Raw genomic sequence first — 15,517 nt, 5'->3', positions numbered from 1 at the left:
CATGAAGATCCTGCACACCTCCGACTGGCACGTGGGAAAGGTGCTCAAGGGGCAGTCCCGGGCCGACGAGCACAAGGCCGTGCTGGCCGGGGTGATCGAGATCGCCCGTGCCGAGCAGCCGGATCTGGTGATCGTCGCCGGTGACCTCTACGACACCGCCGCGCCCAGCTCGGAGGCGACCCGCCTGGTCACCCGGGCGTTGACGGCGCTGCGGCGTACCGGCGCGGACGTGGTCGCGATCGGCGGCAACCACGACAACGGCCCCGCGCTGGACGCGCTGCGTCCGTGGGCTGATGCCGCCGGCATCACCCTGCGCGGCGGGGTACGGGAAGATCCCGACGAGCACGTGATCGACGGCACCACGGCCGGCGGTGAGCGGTGGCGGCTCGCCGCGCTGCCGTTCCTGTCCCAGCGGTACGCGGTACGCGCGCTGGAGATGTACGAGCTGACCGCCGCGGAGACCAACCAGACGTACGCCGACCACCTGGGCCGGGTGCTGGGGCGGCTCACCGAGAGTTTCACCGAACCGGACCGGGTGCACCTCGTCACCGCACACCTGACGGTGACCGGCGCGACCACCGGTGGCGGTGAACGCGACGCGCACACCGTGCTGGGCTATGCGGTCCCGGCCACCGTCTTCCCGTCCACCGCGCACTACGTGGCGCTGGGTCACCTGCACCGGGCGCAGCGGGTCATCGGCCCCTGCCCGGTGCGCTACAGCGGCAGCCCGCTCGCCGTCGACTTCGGTGAGCAGGAGAATGTTCCCTCGGTGACGATCGTCGAGGTGACGGCCAGCACCGCCGCCCGGGTGCGGGAGGTGCCGGTGACCGCGGCGAGCGCGCTGCGCACGGTGCGGGGCACGCTGGCCCAGCTCGCCGAGATCGAGGCGCCGGACGCCTGGCTGCGGGTGTACGTGCGCGAGCAACCCCGTGCCGGTCTGCGCGAGGAGGTGCAGGAGCTGCTCCCCCGGGCACTGGAGATCCGGATCGACCCGGAGCTGCTGACCGCCCCGGGCAGCGGCGCCCGCATCGCGCAACGCTCGGGGCGTTCGCCGCGGGAGTTGTTCGCCGACTACCTGGACAGCCGGGGCCACGCCGACGAGGGTGTCCGGGAGCTCTTCGACGAGCTTTTCGAGGAGGTCGAGCACTGATGCGTCCGATGCGGTTGGACATGGCCGGGTTCACGGTCTTCCGGGACGAGACCACTGTCGACTTCACCGACGCCGACTTCTTCGCGCTGATCGGCCCCACCGGTTCGGGCAAGTCCACGGTGCTGGACGCCATCTGCTTCGCCCTCTACGGCATGGTGCCCCGCTGGGGTGGCGCGCGGGGGTTGGCGAACGCGCTCGCGCCGTCGGCGACCGAGGCGCGGGTGCGGTTGGTCTTCGAGTCCGGCGGCGCCCGGTACGTGGCGACCCGGGTGGTCCGCCGGGACGGCCGGGGCAACGTGAAGACGGCGAACGCCGGGTTGCAGCTCATGCCGGCCGGCTTCGACGTGACCAAACTGGACACCGGGTTGAGCCCGGACGACCTCGGTGAGGTGGTGGCCGGCACCCCCGCCGAGATGGAGCAGGCGGTGCTGGAGGCGGTCGGGCTGCCGTACGAGCAGTTCACCAGCTGTGTGGTGCTGCCGCAGGGGCAGTTCGCGGACTTCCTGCACGCCAAGCCGGCGACCCGGCAGCAGATCCTGGTCAACCTGCTCGGCCTCGGGGTCTACGAGGATGTGCAGAAGAAGGCGACGGCGCGCGCCGCGCAGGCGGAGGCCCGACTGGAGGCGGTCGACCAGGTGCTCGCCGGTTTGACCGGCGTGGACGACGAGGCGTTGGCCGAGGCCGACGCGCGGGTCGACCGGATGGCCGAGCTGGCCGGCACGGTGGCCGAGGCGGTGCCGGAGCTGTCGGCTGCTCGGGTCACCGCACGGGAGGCCGAGGCGGCGCTCACCGCCCTCGACGACGAGCTGACCGTCCTCACCGGCGTACACGCGCCGCGTGGGGTTGCCGAGGTGGCCCGCGCGGTCACCGCGGCGCGAGCCGACGCCGAGGCGGCGGCGACCGCGGTGTCGTTGGCCGAGGAGCGGGAGGAGAAGCTGCGCGGCGAGTTGGCCGCCGCCGGCGACGAGAGCGCGGTGCGACTGCAACTGCGGGCGTACGACGATCGGGACCGGTTGTCCGGCGAGGCCGACACGGTCCGCGCGGCGGTGCGGGTGGCGAACGACGAGCACGCCACGGCGGTGACCGCGCTGGCGGTGGCCCGCGCGGCGGCCGAGCGGGCCGACGCCGAGCTGGAGGCGGCCTTCCGGGCGCACGAGGAGGCGAAGGCCACCGACCTGGCGGTCAGCCTGCGGGTGCACCTGCACGCCGGCGCGGCCTGCCCGGTCTGCGAGCAGCAGGTGGAGCGGGTGCCGGCGGTGCCTGCCGATTCGGCGGTGGCGGCGGCGACGGCGGCGGGCAAGGCGGCGCGGGCCGCGACAAAGGCCGCGCAGGCGACCGTGCAGCAGCGGGACGCGGCGGCGCGTGACCTGGAACGGCTGCTGGTGCAGGCGCGGGCCCGGCAGGAGCAGGTGGACGCCCGACTGGCCGAGTTGGACGGGCAGCTCGCCGGCGCGGCCGAGCCGGCCGTGTTGCGTCGGGAGTTGGCCGAGCACGCCCGGTTGCGGCGCGCGCTGGAGGAGGCGGCGACCGCGGTGCGGGCCGGCCGCGAGGCCGCGCGCCAGGCCCGGGCCGGGGTGGATGCCGCCGAGGAGCGACTGCGGGCGGCGTGGCGTGCCTTCGACACGTCCCGGGACGGGTTGGCGCGGTTCGGCCCACCGGCGACCGATCGGGACGACGTGGCCGCCGCCTGGGCCGCGCTCACCGGTTGGGCGACCACGGAGGCGGATCGCCGCCGCGCCGACCGGGCGAGCCGGGCCGTCGCGGTCGCCGAGGCCGAGGCGGTGGCCGACGCGGTGCGGCGGCGCATCGCCGGCATCTTCGCCGACGCCGACGTGCCGGTCGGCGACGATCCGGTGCACGCGGCGACCGTCGCGGTGGAGCGGGCCGATGCCGATCGGCGCCGGCTTCGGGAGCGCCGGGAGCAGGCCGGCACGCTGCGCGAGCAGCGGGCCGGGCACGAGCGGGAGGCGCAGGTGGCGCGCGCGCTCGCCGGGCACCTGCGGGCCAACAACTTCGAGCGGTGGTTGCTGGCCGAGGCGTTGGACCTGCTCGTCGACGGCGCGTCGGGGATCCTGCGGGAGCTGTCCTCCGGCCAGTACGAGCTGGTGCACGACAAGGGCGAGTTCGTGGTCGTCGACCACCACGACGCGGGGCTGCGTCGGGGCGTGCGCACCCTCTCCGGCGGTGAGACGTTCCAGGCGTCGCTGGCGTTGGCGTTGGCGCTCTCCGAGCAGCTCGCCGGGATGTCGACCACGGCGGCGAGCCTGGAGTCGATAGTCCTGGACGAGGGCTTCGGCACGCTCGACGCCGCGACCCTGGACACGGTCGCCGCCACGTTGGAAAACCTGGCCGCCCGGGGCGACCGGATGGTCGGCGTGGTCACCCACGTGCCGGCGTTGGCCGAACGCATCCCGGTCCGCTTCGAGGTGCGCAAGGACGCGCGGTCCGCGCGCGTGGAACGGACGGGTCGGTGAGCGACGCCGCGTTCTTCGTCGACTCGTGGGATCCGGCGTACGGGGCGTCGTTCGAGGCGTCGGCCGCCGGGCCGGCCGCGCCGAGCAGCGCGCAGGTCGACGCGGACGTGGAGCTGCCCGCGGTGGACTGGCGGGCGATCGGGGTACGGGCGGGGGTGCGCGCGCCCGACGTGGTGTTGCTCGTCGACGGGGTCCGCCGGATCGACGCGAGCATCTGGACGGCGGAGGCCGACGGCGTGTCGTTCCCCGGTCTGGCCGCCTCGTACGCGGCCGGGGTGGTTCGGTGCGACCTGGGCCGGGGTGCGGCGCAGTTGGCCGGCACCCGGGTCGGTCGGGGCCTGTTCACGGCGAGCCCGTCGGCGCAGGACGTGGTGGCCGGCGCGATCCGCTACCCGGTACACCGGGTGGGCGGCACCGGTGAGCTGGCGAAGCTGCCCGCCGCCGTGCAGGGCCCACTGACCGCGCTGGAGGTGGCGGTGTCCGACGCCGCCCGGGTCGACGGTGACCTGCTGGTGGTGGACGGCCCGTTGCGCAGTCGCCGGCAGTTGCCGCGCACCCTGGGCTACATCAAGACCCAGCACAGCCAGTATCTGGATGCCCGGCTGACGGCTGTGGTGACGGGTATGGCGTCGGGTGAGCGGTCCCCGGTGTTCCGGCTGGGCACCGCCTGGGGTGGCTGGTCGTGGTATTTGCGGTTGCCGGTGGCGATCGGCGCACCGTGGGCGGGCATCGTCCGGGTGGAGTGTTCGGCCGACCTGCCCGTCGAGGCGGCGATCGAGCTGGCCGACCTGTCGCTTGTCACGCTGCCCCGCTTCGCCTCCACCCCGTACAAGGACCCGCGGGCCCCACAGAATCTGATCCCGATCGCCGGGTTGGAGCGTCGACTGCGTGCCCTGCTCGGCGATTCCCGGCTGCTGCACCGCGCGTTGACCGCCGCGGCCCGTGCGGCCCGCTGACCACGGATACTTGTCGGAATGGGACGTAAGCGGGCGGCTGACCGGGTGGTCGAGCAAGTCGACACCGGGCAGGCCGAGCTGGTGCCGGACCCGGACCGGGCCGGCTCGTGGACGCTGCTGCTGGACGGCGCGCCGCAGTCGCACGTCGACCTGACCGACCCGACGCACCTGGAGTTCGAGTACGTGCGGCGGTTGGCGGCCGCGGTGGATCTGGTCGCACCGGCGGGTGCGCCGCTGCGGGTGCTGCATCTGGGTGGTGGGGCCCTGACCCTGCCCCGCTACGTGTCGGTCACCCGGCCCGGCTCCACCCAGCGGGTGGCCGAGGTGGACGGCGCGCTTGTCGAGCTGGTCCGCAGGGTGCTGCCGTGGCCGTCCGACGCCCGGCTGCGGGTCCGTGTGGAGGATGCGCGGGCCGTGTTGACCGCCACCCGGGACGCCAGTTACGACGTGGTGGTCGCCGACGTGTTCGCCGGTGCCCGTACCCCGGCTCATCTCACCTCGGCGGAGTACGCGGCCGAGGTGGCCCGGGTGCTGCGCCCGACGGGCTGGTATCTGGCGAACCTGGCCGACGGCCCGCCGCTGCGGCACGCGCGTGGGCAGGTCGCCACGGTCCGCTCGGTGTTGCCGCAGGCCTGTCTTGTCAGCGACGCGGCGGTGTTGCGGGGCCGCCGGTACGGAAATCTGGTGCTTGTCGCCGGGCGGTCCGCACCGCCGGTGCCGGAGCTGACCCGGCGCGCCGCCGGCGACTGGTTTCCTGGTCGGGTGGTGGCCGGCGACGAGTTGGACCGCTTCGCCGGCGGGGCGCCTGTGGTGCGCGACGCCGACGCCACCGGCTCGGATCCACCGCCGCCGGGTCTGTTCTCCGTCCGCCGCTGACCGTCCACTCAACGACGGCGAGGAAATATTTCCGCCGTTCGTTGATCCGCTCGGGGCGCTGCTGCGTACCACCGGGCGGCCCGCTTCGTGGGCCGGCGATGGTCACGGATACCCCGGAGGTCTGCATGCACGCGGTGGCGGCCGGTTGGCATGGCGACGTGGTCGGCGCGGACTGGATGTCGGCGCGGTCCTCGTCACGGCCGACGTCGTCCGCCCGGGGGGTCGACGCGCATGCGACGACTCGCCAGAATGGTCCGGTGACGCCGCGACCGGCGCCCGGACGCCACCAGGCGACGACAACCGAGGCCAGCCACTCCGACCAGTTGATCCGGTTGCTCTACGCCGAGCACGCCGGCCCGTTGCTGATGTTCGTCATGCGTCTCACCGGGGGGGACCGGCAGCGTGCGGAGGACATCGTCCAGGAGACGCTGCTGCGGGCGTGGCGTAACGCGCACCGCCTGGGTACGCAGGGGCAGGGGTCGCTGCGGCCGTGGCTGGTCACGGTGGCCCGTCGGATCGCCATCGACGAGCACCGCAGCCAGGAGGCCCGGCCGCCGGAGACGTACGACCGGGATCTCACCGCGTTCGCCGAGGCGGACAGCACCGACCGGGTGCTGCGGACCATGACGGTGGCGGACGCGCTGCGTACGCTCAGTCAGTCGCACCGGGAGATCCTGATCTCGACGTACTTCCGGGGGCGGACGGTGCCGGAGGCAGCCGAGGAGTTGGGGCTGCCACTGGGCACTGCCAAGTCGAGGGTCTACTACGCGCTGCGCGCGCTGCGCACGGCTCTGCAGGAGCGGGGGGTGACAGAATGAGCCGGCCGGACCACATGGACGTCGCGGCGTACGCGCTCGGGGTGCTCGACGAGCAGGACACTGAGCGGTTCGAGGAGCATCTCGCCACCTGCTGGGCGTGTGCGGCCGAGTTGGAGACGATGGTGCCGGTGGTCGGCCTGCTCTCCGACATCGACGGCGAGACGATGATGGCGCTGGAGCAGACGGCGACCGACCCGGCGTTGCTCAACCGGACGCTGGGCGCGGTGCGGGCCGACCGGCGGCGTACCCGGTTTCGTCAGATGCTCGCGACGGCCGCCGCGGTGGTGGTCTTCGGCGGTCTGACCGGTTACGGCTTCGTCAACGTGACCGACAGCGACCCGGCGCCGCTCGCCGGTTCGACGCCGAGCGCGCCGGCCGAGCCGACGACGAGCGCGCCGACGGCCCCGCCGAGCGGCCCGGGTGTCGGCGGCACCGAGGAGGAGGGCGACCAGGTCGAGGCCACCGATCCCACGACAGGTGTGCAGACGACCATGTTCCTGGTGAAACGGGAGTACGGGACGCGGATCAATTTCGTTCTGCGCAAGCTGCCCGGGCCGCGCGTCTGCCGGTTGGTGGTGGTGCGGAAGAACGCCAGTACCGAGGTCGTTTCGACCTGGTCGGTGCCGGACGGCGGTTACGGCACCAACACCCGACCGCAGGGGCTGGAGTTGAGCGCGTCGACGTCGGCTCCGGTGGATGACATCAAGCAACTCCAGGTGCAGTCGGTGGACGCCAATGGTGTGGCGAGTCCGCTGGTCACGCTACCGATGTAGTCTCGCGTACCGATCGGCGCCGGCCCTGGTGACAATGGCCGGCGCCGATCTGTCGTTGCCGGAGAAGCTCCGCATCGGGTGCGTACGCATTCCCGCTCGAATCGGTTCAACCAATTCGCGTGAAATTGACCACTGTAGTTACTTCAACCTTGACAGCCTGCCTTCCGTACCTATGGGTGAAACGCCAAGAATGAGGAGGGCACGTGGCACAGATGAAGCGGACCGTCATCGTCGCGAGCGCGATGGTCGCACTAACGGCCTGCGCTCCCGCAGGTTACGACGGGGCGAACTCGAGCGCGGCCGAGCCGGTCGCCGTCGCCGCGGCCGAGCCCAGCGCGTCGGTTGAAGCCGAGGCGTCGGCGTCCGCGGAGGCGCCGCCGGCCGCAGCCGACGCGCCGCCCGCGAACGTCGACCTGACCGAGAAACTGGTCGGCAAGAGCGTCGCCCGGATGGGCAAGGTGGTCACCGACCAGGACGGCTGGATCCTCTACCGCTTCGACAAGGACACCGCCGACCCGCCGTCGTCGAACTGTGTCGACAAGTGCGCCGAGGTGTGGCCGCCGGCGCTGACCGACGGCAACCCGCAGCTCGCCGGCGTCTCCGACGACAAGGTCAGCAGCGTGACCCGCCAGGACGGCACCCGTCAGCTCACCATCGCCGGCTGGCCGGTCTACCGCTACATCGGCGACAAGAAGCCCGGCCAGTGGAAGGGCCAGGCGGTTGGTGGCACCTGGTTCGTGGTCCAGCCGGACGGCAAGAAGAACCTCAGCTGCCTGCCCACCTCCACGCCGAAGCCGGTCGCGCCGCCCGCGGACAGCGGCGCCAACGACGCGGGGGGCTCGGGCTACTCGTACTGATCGCCACGGGCACAACTGTGGCCGGTCGCAGCCGGGGAGGGCGCGGCCGGCCACAGTTGTGCCCGTAGGGGCCGGCGGTGGCCGTGACCACGCCGCGACCTGGCAAAGTAGTGGGGTGACCGACACCGAACCCGCCGCGACCCGGGTGCTGCGCCCGCCGGTCGGCTACCGGCTGGCGGGGTCGGTCCGTGCGCTGACCTTCACGCCGTACGACCCGTGCGCACGGTTCGTCGGCGGCACCTTCTGGTGGGCCACCCGCACCCCGGACGGCCCGGCCACCCTGGCGCTCCGAGCGTCCGCCGGTGACCTGATCGCCGACGGCTACGGGCCGGGCGCCGAGCACGTGGTGGCGCGGGCCGACGCGATCGCCGGGCTCCACGACGACCTGACCGGCTTCGCCGAACTGGCCGGGGCGCACCCGCTGGTGGCCCGGCTGGCGCGGGAACACCGGGGGCTGCGGATGCCCCGCACCGGGCAGGTCTTTCCCCGGCTGCTGCGCGTGGTCTTCGAGCAGAAGGTCACCGTCAAGGAGGCGTACCGGGCGTACGCGGCGACCGTGCGGCACTTCCGGGAGCCGGCGCCCGGGCCGTTGCCGTCGCTGCTGCTGCCGCCCGAGGCCGCCGCGGTGGCCGCCACCCCGTACTGGGTGTTCCACCCGTTCGGCGTGGAGCAACGCCGGGCCGACACACTGCGCCGCGCCGCCGCGCTCGCCGACCGTTTGGAGCGCAGCGCCGACGCCGCCGACGCCACCCGTCGACTCACCGCCATCGGAGGCATCGGGCCGTGGACGGCCGCCGAGGTGGTCCGGGTCGCGTACGGGGACCCGGACGCGGTGAGCGTCGGCGACTACCACGTCCCGAACACGGTGGCCTGGGCGCTCGCCGGCGAGCCGAGAGGCGACGACGCCCGGATGTTGGCCCTGTTGGAGCCGTTCCGGGGGCACCGGGGCCGGGTCTGCCTGCTGCTCGGCGCCGCCGGCATCGGGGCGCCGAAGTATGGTCCGCGTGCCCCGATCCGCTCGTTCGCCCGGTACTAGGGCGTGTGTCAAAGTCCTCGGTCGAGCCGAGGCGGAGTCCAGGCGGCGGTCCGGCAAGGCGGAGATTGGTCCGGATACCGGTGTTGTATCCGGACCAATCTCCAACGCGGCCGGTCGTCGTCTGGGCCCGCCGCAGGCCGGCCAGGGGCTTTGACACACGCCCTAGCGCCTGCTTGGGGCGCTAGCCGGTCATCGCGCGCAGAGCCGGCGCAGGGTGCGGCCGAGCCACCACGCGTACGCGTGCTGCACGCCCCGGGCCGCCGGGCCACCCGCACGGGTGAACCAGCGGCTCGGGCGGCTGAACGCGCGTACCTCGAACCAGACCGCGCCGTCGTCGTCGCGGCCGACCACGAACGCCTCCTCACCCCGCTCCGGGTGCCCGGCCAGGGTGCCGTAGCCGAAGCCCGCGAGCCCCGGCGACTCCTCGCTCCAGATCACCCGGCACGGCCCCCAGATGCGGGCCGGGCCGACGCCCAGCCCAGCGCTGACCAGTACGCCTTCGGTGGCGCGGGGGGCATCGGTGCGCATCCGGACGCCGGCGGCGCGGTGCAACCGCCAACTGAGCACCGCCTCGGCCGCCGTCTCGAAGCAGCCGGCCGGCAACGGATACCTGTGGCGCAGGTGGTGGTACCCGCCGGGGAGCGACCCGTGCCGGGTCGCCCCCACCTCCGGGTAGGTCAGCTCGGCCACCGCTCGCTCCGCTGCTTGAGACCGTCGGCCTCCAGGCGCAGGTAGCGCCGGAGCAGGCCGCCGTACAGCCGGCCGATCAGGCCGGCCAACGGCCCGGACTGGTCGATGGCCAGCTCGACCCGGGTACGCCCGTCGGGCAGCGGCACCAGCCGGTGCTCCCCCCGGGTACGTACCCCGGGCGTGTCGGAGACCCAGGTGAACTCCCGTCCCTCGGTCAGCTCGGTGACCCGCCACACCGCCGGCCGTAGCTTCGGCTGGGTCAACCGGGCGGTCGCGCCGACGGCGAACGGCCCCGACTCCCCCCGCTCGACCCGGGTCACCGAGGTCGTCCACTCCGGCCAGCGCTCCACGTCGACGAGCATGGCCCAGACCTGCTCGGCGTCGGCGGCGATCTCGGCCGTGGCTTCGAACCGCATCACGTCCCCTCCCCGGCGGTGCCGTAGCGCACCACCCACGGGTGCGGACGAGGCCGCCGGATGGATCGTGACACCCGCGCGCAACCCCGGTGGGATCAGGCTGCCTCGCGGAGGTCGGCCAGGCTCAGCGGGGTACGCAGCCGCAGCAGTTCCTCCAGCTCAGGCACCGAACCGACCTCGCCGAGCACGTTCCGGCCGCCTCCGAACCGCTGCGGGTAGCGGCGGGTCAGCCGGTAGCGGTAGCGGCCCCGGATCAGCTCGACGCTCACCCGCCACCGCCCGCAGCAGTCACAGACCCACTCGGACACCTCGCGAAAGTAGCTCTGACCTGCGGTTATCCGATTCGCCCGGTCGGGACGAGCGGCGCGTGGGCGGACACGCCACCACGGCACCCAGGGTGATCTGCCTCACGACTGTCGGTGCCGTCTGATTGACTGGTCGCCGTGGACCTGCCGATCAATCCTCCGGTCGAGCCGATGCTTGCCAAGAGCGTCGCCAAGCTTCCCACCGCGTCCGGCCTGACCTACGAGCCCAAGTGGGACGGGTTCCGGTGCATCGTGTTCCGCGACGGTGACGAGGTCGAGCTGGCCAGCCGGGGCGGCAAGTCGATGACCCGCTATTTTCCCGAGGTGGTCGATCAGGCCCGCCGGCAGTTGCCCGAGCGCTGCGCGGTCGACGGGGAGTTGATCGTCATCCGGCGGGACGGGCCGAACGCCCAACCCCGGTTGGACTTCGAACTGCTGGCCCAGCGCATCCACCCGGCCGCGTCCCGGGTGAAGCTGCTGGCCGAGACCACACCCGCCGATTTCGTCGCGTTCGACCTGCTGGCCATCGGCGACGAGGCGCTGCTCGACCAGCCCTACCCGCTTCGCCGCGAGCGGTTGGTCGAGGCGCTGGCCGGAGTGCGCCCGCCGGTGCACGTCACCCAGGTCACCACCGATCCCGACACCGCCCGCCGCTGGTTCGACGTGTTCGAGGGCGCCGGGCTGGACGGTTTGATCGTCAAGCCGGCCGACCTGCCGTACGAGCCGGGCAAGCGCTTGATGTCCAAGGTCAAGCACGCCCGCACCGCGGACGCGGTGGTGGCCGGCTTCCGCTGGCACAAGTCCGGTCCCGTGGTGGGTTCGTTGCTGCTCGGCCTCTACGACGACGCCGGGGTCCTGCACCACGTGGGGGTGAGCGCGTCGTTCACCATGGCCCGTCGCGCCGAGCTGCTCGACGAGCTGGCCCCCTACCGGGACACCGGCGGCGAGCACCCGTGGGTGCACGGCGACCACGAGCGGGGCCAGCGCATCCCCGGCGGGGTGAGCCGGTGGACCGGCACCAAGAACCTGGAGTGGGAGCCGGTGCGCCCGGAGCTGGTGGTCGAGGTGGGCTACGACGCCATGGAGGGCGAGCGGTTCCGGCACACCGCCAGGTTCGTCCGCTGGCGCCCGGACCGCGATCCCCGGTCGTGCCGTTACGACCAGCTCGACAGGCCGATCCGCTTCGACGTGGACCAGGTGCTGCGTGGTGACCCGGCGGCCACCGTGGACCGGGCCGCCCATGGCTCGGCGTAGCCTGGCCGTCGACCCGACCACGGAGGAGCACGTGATCCGCACCGCTCATCAGCCTCGGCCGTCGACACGTCGCCGGGTCCGTCGCACCCTGGCCGCCTTCACCGTCACGGCGCTGCTCACCGCCGGTTGCACGCTGCCGGCGTTCGCGCCACGCACCGAGGTGGAGGGTGCGGTCGCGCCGGCCGGCGGTGCGCCCACCTGGCGGCCCTGCCCGGACGTGCCCGAGGATCTGGTCGGGCGCGGCGCACCGGACATGCGCTACGAGTGCGCCCGGATCGCGGTGCCCCGAGACTGGGGCACCGGCGGCGGGGCGAGCGCCGGCCCGGGCGCCGGGGAGACCTTCGAGATCGCCCTGCTACGGGCCCGCTCCACCAAGCAGCGCGACCGGGTCGGCTCGCTTGTGGTCAACCCGGGCGGCCCGGGCGGCTCCGGCGTCGACACCGCCGTCTACCTCTCGTTCGGTCCCCAGTTCGGCGGGCTGCCCACCTCGATCACCGAGCGCTTCGACATCGTCGGTTTCGACCCGCGCGGGGTCTCCCGGTCCAGCCCGGTGAAGTGCATCTCCGACGCCGACCTGGACACCAGTTTCGGTTTCGACCCCGACCCGGCGGGCCAGTCGGAGTTCGACGACTTCGTCGGCCTGAGCCAGCGGATCGGGCGCGGCTGCGGCGACCGGTACGGGGACCAGTTGCCGTTGTACGGCACCGAGCAGGCTGCCCGCGACATGGACGCGGTGCGCGCCGCGGTGGGCGACGACAAGCTCACCTACCTGGGCTACTCCTACGGCACGCTGCTCGGCGCCACGTACGCCCAGCTCTACCCGCAGCGGGTGCGGGCGCTGGTGCTCGACGGCGCCGTCGACCCGCAGCAGCGGCTGGTGGAGGGCTCCGAGAGCCAGGCCCGCGGCTTCGAGCGGGCCTTCACCAACTTCACCCGCTGGTGCGCGGCGAACGCCGCCCGCTGCCCGATCGCCCCGGACGCCCGCGCCGCGGTCACCTCGGCCATCGACAAGGCCAAGGCCTCTCCGGTACGCGGCGCCCGCGGGCGGGAAGCCACCGCCGGCTGGGTGTTCTACGCGGTCATCTCGTCGCTCTACACCGAATCGGGCTGGCAGGAGCTGGCCCAGGCGATCGACAAGCTGGCCGAGGGCGATCCGAAGGACGTGTTCCGGCTCGCCGACGCGTACGCCGGCCGGGGCGACGACGGGCGTTACTCGAACCTGTTCGACGCCAACCTGGCCATCAACTGCGCGGACGAGACGGAGAAGCCGAGCCGGGAGCAGATCAGGCAGTTGCAGTCCGAGTGGCGGGGGAAATATCCGCTGTTCGGGCCAGCGCTGGCGGTCGGCATGCTGAGCTGCGTCGAGTGGCCGGGCGGGCGTGACCCGTACCCGACCGGAAAGGCGAACGGCGCGCCGCCGATCGTGGTGGTCGGCACCACCGGTGACCCCGCGACGCCCTACGAGCAGACCCCACGGCTCGCGTCCATGCTGGGCGTCGGCCGGGTGCTCACCTGGGAGGGTGAGGGGCACACCGCGTACCCGCAGACGTCCTGCATCACCGACGCGGTCGACGCCTACCTGCTCAACCTGACGGTGCCGCAGGAAGGGAAGCGCTGCCCCGCCCGGTGACGGGTCGGTTCGCCGGCGGCGGAGACACCTCGGGATCAGCCACGTCTGGCGATGCCGGCGTAGAACGCCGCCGCCATTGCCGCGAATTCGGTCGAATACGCCGGCATACGTCGTCGACCCTCGGTCGACCGCAGCCAGGAGATGAGCGCGTCCAGGTACCCCTCGATCGGCCCCTCCCAGTCCGTGAAGTGGTCATCTCGCAGGATCGCCTCCAAGAATTCGAGGAGATCAAGCTCGGATGTCACCGTCTCGTCGAGCCGGTCGAACTCGTCAGCGGCCTGCCCGGTCGACCCGAGGAAGTGGTCGATACCCAACTGTTGCGAATCAGCGCTCAAGACCCCGATCACCTCCGTGCTTTTCTACTCGTAGTTGCGTCCGACCCACAGCCAACCACCCGTATCGGCCCAACGATCGGGATCTTCGTACTCATCTCCGAGCATGTCCCGGAGAGCACTCGCGATCGCTCCGAGATAGTTCCCCACATTCCCGTTCTCCCACCTCTCCCGCCGTTCCACCAGGTCGCCCCGTAACGCCACCAGGAACTCGATCAGGTCGTCGTGCGTGCGCACCGTCTCGCCCAGGCCCACGTGTTCGCCCGTTGGGCCGACGAAAAAGCGGTTTACGTCCTGCATTGCCATCTCCCGCACGCCGGGTGCCGCCAGTTCGGACATTTACCGTCTAGCCAAGGTCAAGGTTGATCGGCTGTCAGCGCAGCGATCGCAGATCTTACCTGCGGCATCGCGAACAGCGACTCCAAAATTTCCCCGTAACTACTGCCCTGCCGAGCCATGCCGCCCAACAGTTCAAAGGCCATCGCCACGTCGGGTGACGCAACCGGACGTCGCGCCCGGACGGAGAGCGGCTCCCCACCAGGCTGGGACAGAACAGCGTTGGCGCCAGCAACGATGCGGAGGATCAGGTCGGCGTACGAAAGGCCGTACCGTTCGAGTACCGGCCGGCAGTCGCGCAGCTCCTCCGGTTCAGCAATCTGACTCAACGCCAACTGGTGGAAGATCGACGCTGCGCCGAGCACGACGTGCTCGGTCCGAACGTCGGCAGACCCCTCGCGGCCAGCCTGCCGGGCCGCCTCATCCTCCAACGTCGCGACTAGACCGTAACTGTGCCCGATGGCCTTTCTGACGACCAGGTTGAGGGGCCACTGCAACAAGCGGAACACCAGGTTCATGCGCAGTACGCCCGTCATCTCCAGCGAATCTATCGCGGGTGCCCACGGACGCTTACCCTGGAATGACGCCAGACGTCCCACCGCGGACAACAGTTCGCTGCGATCGACGCCACTGCTCGTCAGCAGGGCGCTCGCCGTTGTCCCCTCACCCACGAGAAGCGCTGTCAACACTTCACGGCCACCAACCAGGGAAAGGCCCTGGTCCGTGGACATCGATCGGGCTTCGGCCAAAGTTCGCACGGCGCCGGCTGTCCAATCGGGCAGCACCGCAGGCGGTGGACCAAGTGAATAATCCGCACCCCGGCGTGCGACCTCGCGAAGAATGGCACGAGCCTCGTAGACGGAGAGTGGATGCCCGACCCTGCTGTCGGGCTGCCGAGCCACCGAATCTGGACCGTCGGACATGAGGATGTACTTGAGTTGCAGTAGCTCACCCCCCATCCGTCGACAGCACTCGAGCAACAGGTCAGCCGATCCGACAGATTCTCGACCGCCACGAGCCGCCCTCGTGAAGGCTGGCAGCAGGATCGCCATGACTGTCCACGACGAATAGTCGTGAAACTCCGGGTATGCGCCTTTTTTCAAGCCCCAACTTCCATTCTGAGGTTGGCAACACTCACCAGAAACCGTAGGCGCTCCGTGCCACCGATGCAGCAGAGGAAAACCGGGCGACCTGCTCGGCTACCGTGTGCCGATGGACGTGGCCGACTGGTTCGAGCACGACGGGCCGCTCGCTGCGCACCTCGCCGCGTTCGTCGCGATCCTGCGTAGCCGCGCAACGGCCTGGCCGCAGGATCCCAACAACACGTATCTCCTGGTACCTGACCCGGACGACGGTGCGGAGGTGGCCGTGTGGAATGCGGCAGGCCAGGAACTGCTGGCGTGGATGGATGTCCTCGATCATGCCGAGAGTCGCGTTCTGCTCACCCTTGGGGCGTACCTGGGTGGAGAACGCGTCTGCGGCGATCTCATCCACAACCAGACCCTGCAACTCCCGAAGGAGCCAACGGACCTGGCGTTCGAGGCTGTCGGAACTGTTGAGCAGTGCGCAGAGGCAACAGCGTCCTGGTTCGAAACTCAACTCCGCAGGCCCATC

General features: G+C 71.8%; 17 protein-coding genes. 10 read left to right on the top strand and 7 right to left on the bottom strand.

Features of this window, described 5'->3' with window-relative positions; all coding sequences use genetic code 11:
- The first annotated feature begins 1 nt into the window (after position 1).
- The 8 genes from ACLQ29_RS18635 to ACLQ29_RS18600 all read left to right on the top strand — a co-directional run bounded on the left by ACLQ29_RS18635 (position 2) and on the right by ACLQ29_RS18600 (position 8,940).
- Positions 2–1,150, top strand: coding sequence for an exonuclease SbcCD subunit D (locus ACLQ29_RS18635; protein ID WP_425772773.1), 1,149 nt, complete (start codon positions 2–4; stop codon positions 1,148–1,150).
- Positions 1,150–3,624, top strand: a complete 2,475-nt coding sequence (locus ACLQ29_RS18630) for an AAA family ATPase (RefSeq protein ID WP_425772772.1) — start codon at positions 1,150–1,152, stop codon at positions 3,622–3,624. Before ACLQ29_RS18635 ends, ACLQ29_RS18630 begins: the two co-directional genes overlap by 1 nt.
- The gene (locus tag ACLQ29_RS18625) at positions 3,621–4,580 is read left to right on the top strand and encodes a hypothetical protein (protein WP_425772771.1); all 960 of its coding nucleotides are present in this window, start codon (positions 3,621–3,623) and stop codon (positions 4,578–4,580) included. Before ACLQ29_RS18630 ends, ACLQ29_RS18625 begins: the two co-directional genes overlap by 4 nt.
- Positions 4,581–4,598: 18 nt before the next feature.
- Entirely contained in the window at positions 4,599–5,456 is an 858-nt protein-coding gene (locus tag ACLQ29_RS18620) for a spermidine synthase (protein ID WP_425772770.1), read from the top strand.
- A gap of 125 nt (positions 5,457–5,581) precedes the next feature.
- On the top strand, positions 5,582–6,274 hold the full coding sequence (locus ACLQ29_RS18615; protein ID WP_425772868.1) for a sigma-70 family RNA polymerase sigma factor: 693 nt from the start codon (positions 5,582–5,584) through the stop codon (positions 6,272–6,274).
- The gene (locus ACLQ29_RS18610; RefSeq protein ID WP_393375098.1) at positions 6,271–7,047 is read left to right on the top strand and encodes an anti-sigma factor family protein; all 777 of its coding nucleotides are present in this window, start codon (positions 6,271–6,273) and stop codon (positions 7,045–7,047) included. Before ACLQ29_RS18615 ends, ACLQ29_RS18610 begins: the two co-directional genes overlap by 4 nt.
- Before the next feature lie 203 nt (positions 7,048–7,250).
- Positions 7,251–7,904 (top strand): hypothetical protein, encoded by a 654-nt coding sequence (locus ACLQ29_RS18605; protein WP_393375095.1) that lies wholly within the window; start codon positions 7,251–7,253, stop codon positions 7,902–7,904.
- Positions 7,905–8,019: 115 nt separating this feature from the next.
- The gene (locus tag ACLQ29_RS18600; RefSeq protein ID WP_425772769.1) at positions 8,020–8,940 is read left to right on the top strand and encodes a DNA-3-methyladenine glycosylase family protein; all 921 of its coding nucleotides are present in this window, start codon (positions 8,020–8,022) and stop codon (positions 8,938–8,940) included.
- A 189-nt stretch (positions 8,941–9,129) separates the two neighbouring features.
- On the opposite strand, the gene ACLQ29_RS18595 is transcribed toward ACLQ29_RS18600, so the two are convergent.
- The 3 genes from ACLQ29_RS18595 to ACLQ29_RS18585 form a co-directional block, all read right to left on the bottom strand.
- Complete coding sequence (locus ACLQ29_RS18595) at positions 9,130–9,630, bottom strand: DUF1990 family protein (RefSeq protein WP_425772768.1); 501 nt, start codon at positions 9,628–9,630, stop codon at positions 9,130–9,132.
- Complete coding sequence (locus ACLQ29_RS18590) at positions 9,618–10,046, bottom strand: SRPBCC family protein (protein ID WP_425772867.1); 429 nt, start codon at positions 10,044–10,046, stop codon at positions 9,618–9,620. The genes ACLQ29_RS18595 and ACLQ29_RS18590 overlap by 13 nt, the downstream gene beginning before the upstream one ends.
- A 95-nt stretch (positions 10,047–10,141) precedes the next feature.
- A complete protein-coding gene (locus tag ACLQ29_RS18585) occupies positions 10,142–10,354 on the bottom strand; it encodes a hypothetical protein (protein WP_355029384.1) in 213 nt (70 codons plus the stop codon).
- A 135-nt stretch (positions 10,355–10,489) separates the two neighbouring features.
- On the opposite strand from ACLQ29_RS18585, the gene ACLQ29_RS18580 reads away from it, so the two are divergent.
- Positions 10,490–11,605, top strand: coding sequence for an ATP-dependent DNA ligase (locus ACLQ29_RS18580; RefSeq protein WP_425772767.1), 1,116 nt, complete (start codon positions 10,490–10,492; stop codon positions 11,603–11,605).
- A complete protein-coding gene (locus tag ACLQ29_RS18575) occupies positions 11,592–13,235 on the top strand; it encodes an alpha/beta hydrolase (RefSeq protein WP_425772766.1) in 1,644 nt (547 codons plus the stop codon). The genes ACLQ29_RS18580 and ACLQ29_RS18575 overlap by 14 nt, the downstream gene beginning before the upstream one ends.
- Before the next feature lie 35 nt (positions 13,236–13,270).
- Here ACLQ29_RS18575 and ACLQ29_RS18570 read toward each other — a convergent pair whose 3' ends face one another.
- From ACLQ29_RS18570 to ACLQ29_RS18555, 4 genes are all read right to left on the bottom strand, one after another.
- Positions 13,271–13,570, bottom strand: coding sequence for a hypothetical protein (locus ACLQ29_RS18570; RefSeq protein ID WP_425772765.1), 300 nt, complete (start codon positions 13,568–13,570; stop codon positions 13,271–13,273).
- Between the two features lie 24 nt (positions 13,571–13,594).
- Positions 13,595–13,906 (bottom strand): DUF7660 family protein, encoded by a 312-nt coding sequence (locus ACLQ29_RS18565; RefSeq protein ID WP_425772764.1) that lies wholly within the window; start codon positions 13,904–13,906, stop codon positions 13,595–13,597.
- Positions 13,907–13,923: 17 nt separating this feature from the next.
- Positions 13,924–14,955, bottom strand: a complete 1,032-nt coding sequence (locus tag ACLQ29_RS18560; protein ID WP_425772763.1) for a hypothetical protein — start codon at positions 14,953–14,955, stop codon at positions 13,924–13,926.
- 82 nt (positions 14,956–15,037) lie between these two features.
- On the bottom strand, positions 15,038–15,397 hold the full coding sequence (locus ACLQ29_RS18555; RefSeq protein ID WP_425772762.1) for a hypothetical protein: 360 nt from the start codon (positions 15,395–15,397) through the stop codon (positions 15,038–15,040).
- Positions 15,398–15,517 lie beyond the last annotated feature (120 nt).

Source organism: Micromonospora sp. DT228, assembly GCF_049841595.1.
In the GTDB taxonomy this organism is placed as follows: Bacteria; Actinomycetota; Actinomycetes; order Mycobacteriales; family Micromonosporaceae; genus Micromonospora.
The sequence above is the reverse complement of the archived record's forward strand: the minus strand, read 5'-3'. Positions and strand labels throughout refer to the sequence as shown.

Excerpts from the sequence above, each read along its gene's own strand:
- ACLQ29_RS18630 (WP_425772772.1), top strand. The coding sequence starts at position 1,150 with ATGCGTCCGATGCGGTTGGACATGGCCGGGTTCACGGTCTTCCGGGAC.
- ACLQ29_RS18565 (WP_425772764.1), bottom strand. The coding sequence starts at position 13,906 with ATGTCCGAACTGGCGGCACCCGGCGTGCGGGAGATGGCAATGCAGGAC.
- ACLQ29_RS18635 (WP_425772773.1), top strand. The coding sequence starts at position 2 with ATGAAGATCCTGCACACCTCCGACTGGCACGTGGGAAAGGTGCTCAAG.
- ACLQ29_RS18560 (WP_425772763.1), bottom strand. The coding sequence starts at position 14,955 with ATGGCGATCCTGCTGCCAGCCTTCACGAGGGCGGCTCGTGGCGGTCGA.
- ACLQ29_RS18610 (WP_393375098.1), top strand. The coding sequence starts at position 6,271 with ATGAGCCGGCCGGACCACATGGACGTCGCGGCGTACGCGCTCGGGGTG.
- ACLQ29_RS18620 (WP_425772770.1), top strand. The coding sequence starts at position 4,599 with ATGGGACGTAAGCGGGCGGCTGACCGGGTGGTCGAGCAAGTCGACACC.
- ACLQ29_RS18615 (WP_425772868.1), top strand. The coding sequence starts at position 5,582 with ATGCACGCGGTGGCGGCCGGTTGGCATGGCGACGTGGTCGGCGCGGAC.
- ACLQ29_RS18590 (WP_425772867.1), bottom strand. The coding sequence starts at position 10,046 with ATGCGGTTCGAAGCCACGGCCGAGATCGCCGCCGACGCCGAGCAGGTC.
- ACLQ29_RS18575 (WP_425772766.1), top strand. The coding sequence starts at position 11,592 with ATGGCTCGGCGTAGCCTGGCCGTCGACCCGACCACGGAGGAGCACGTG.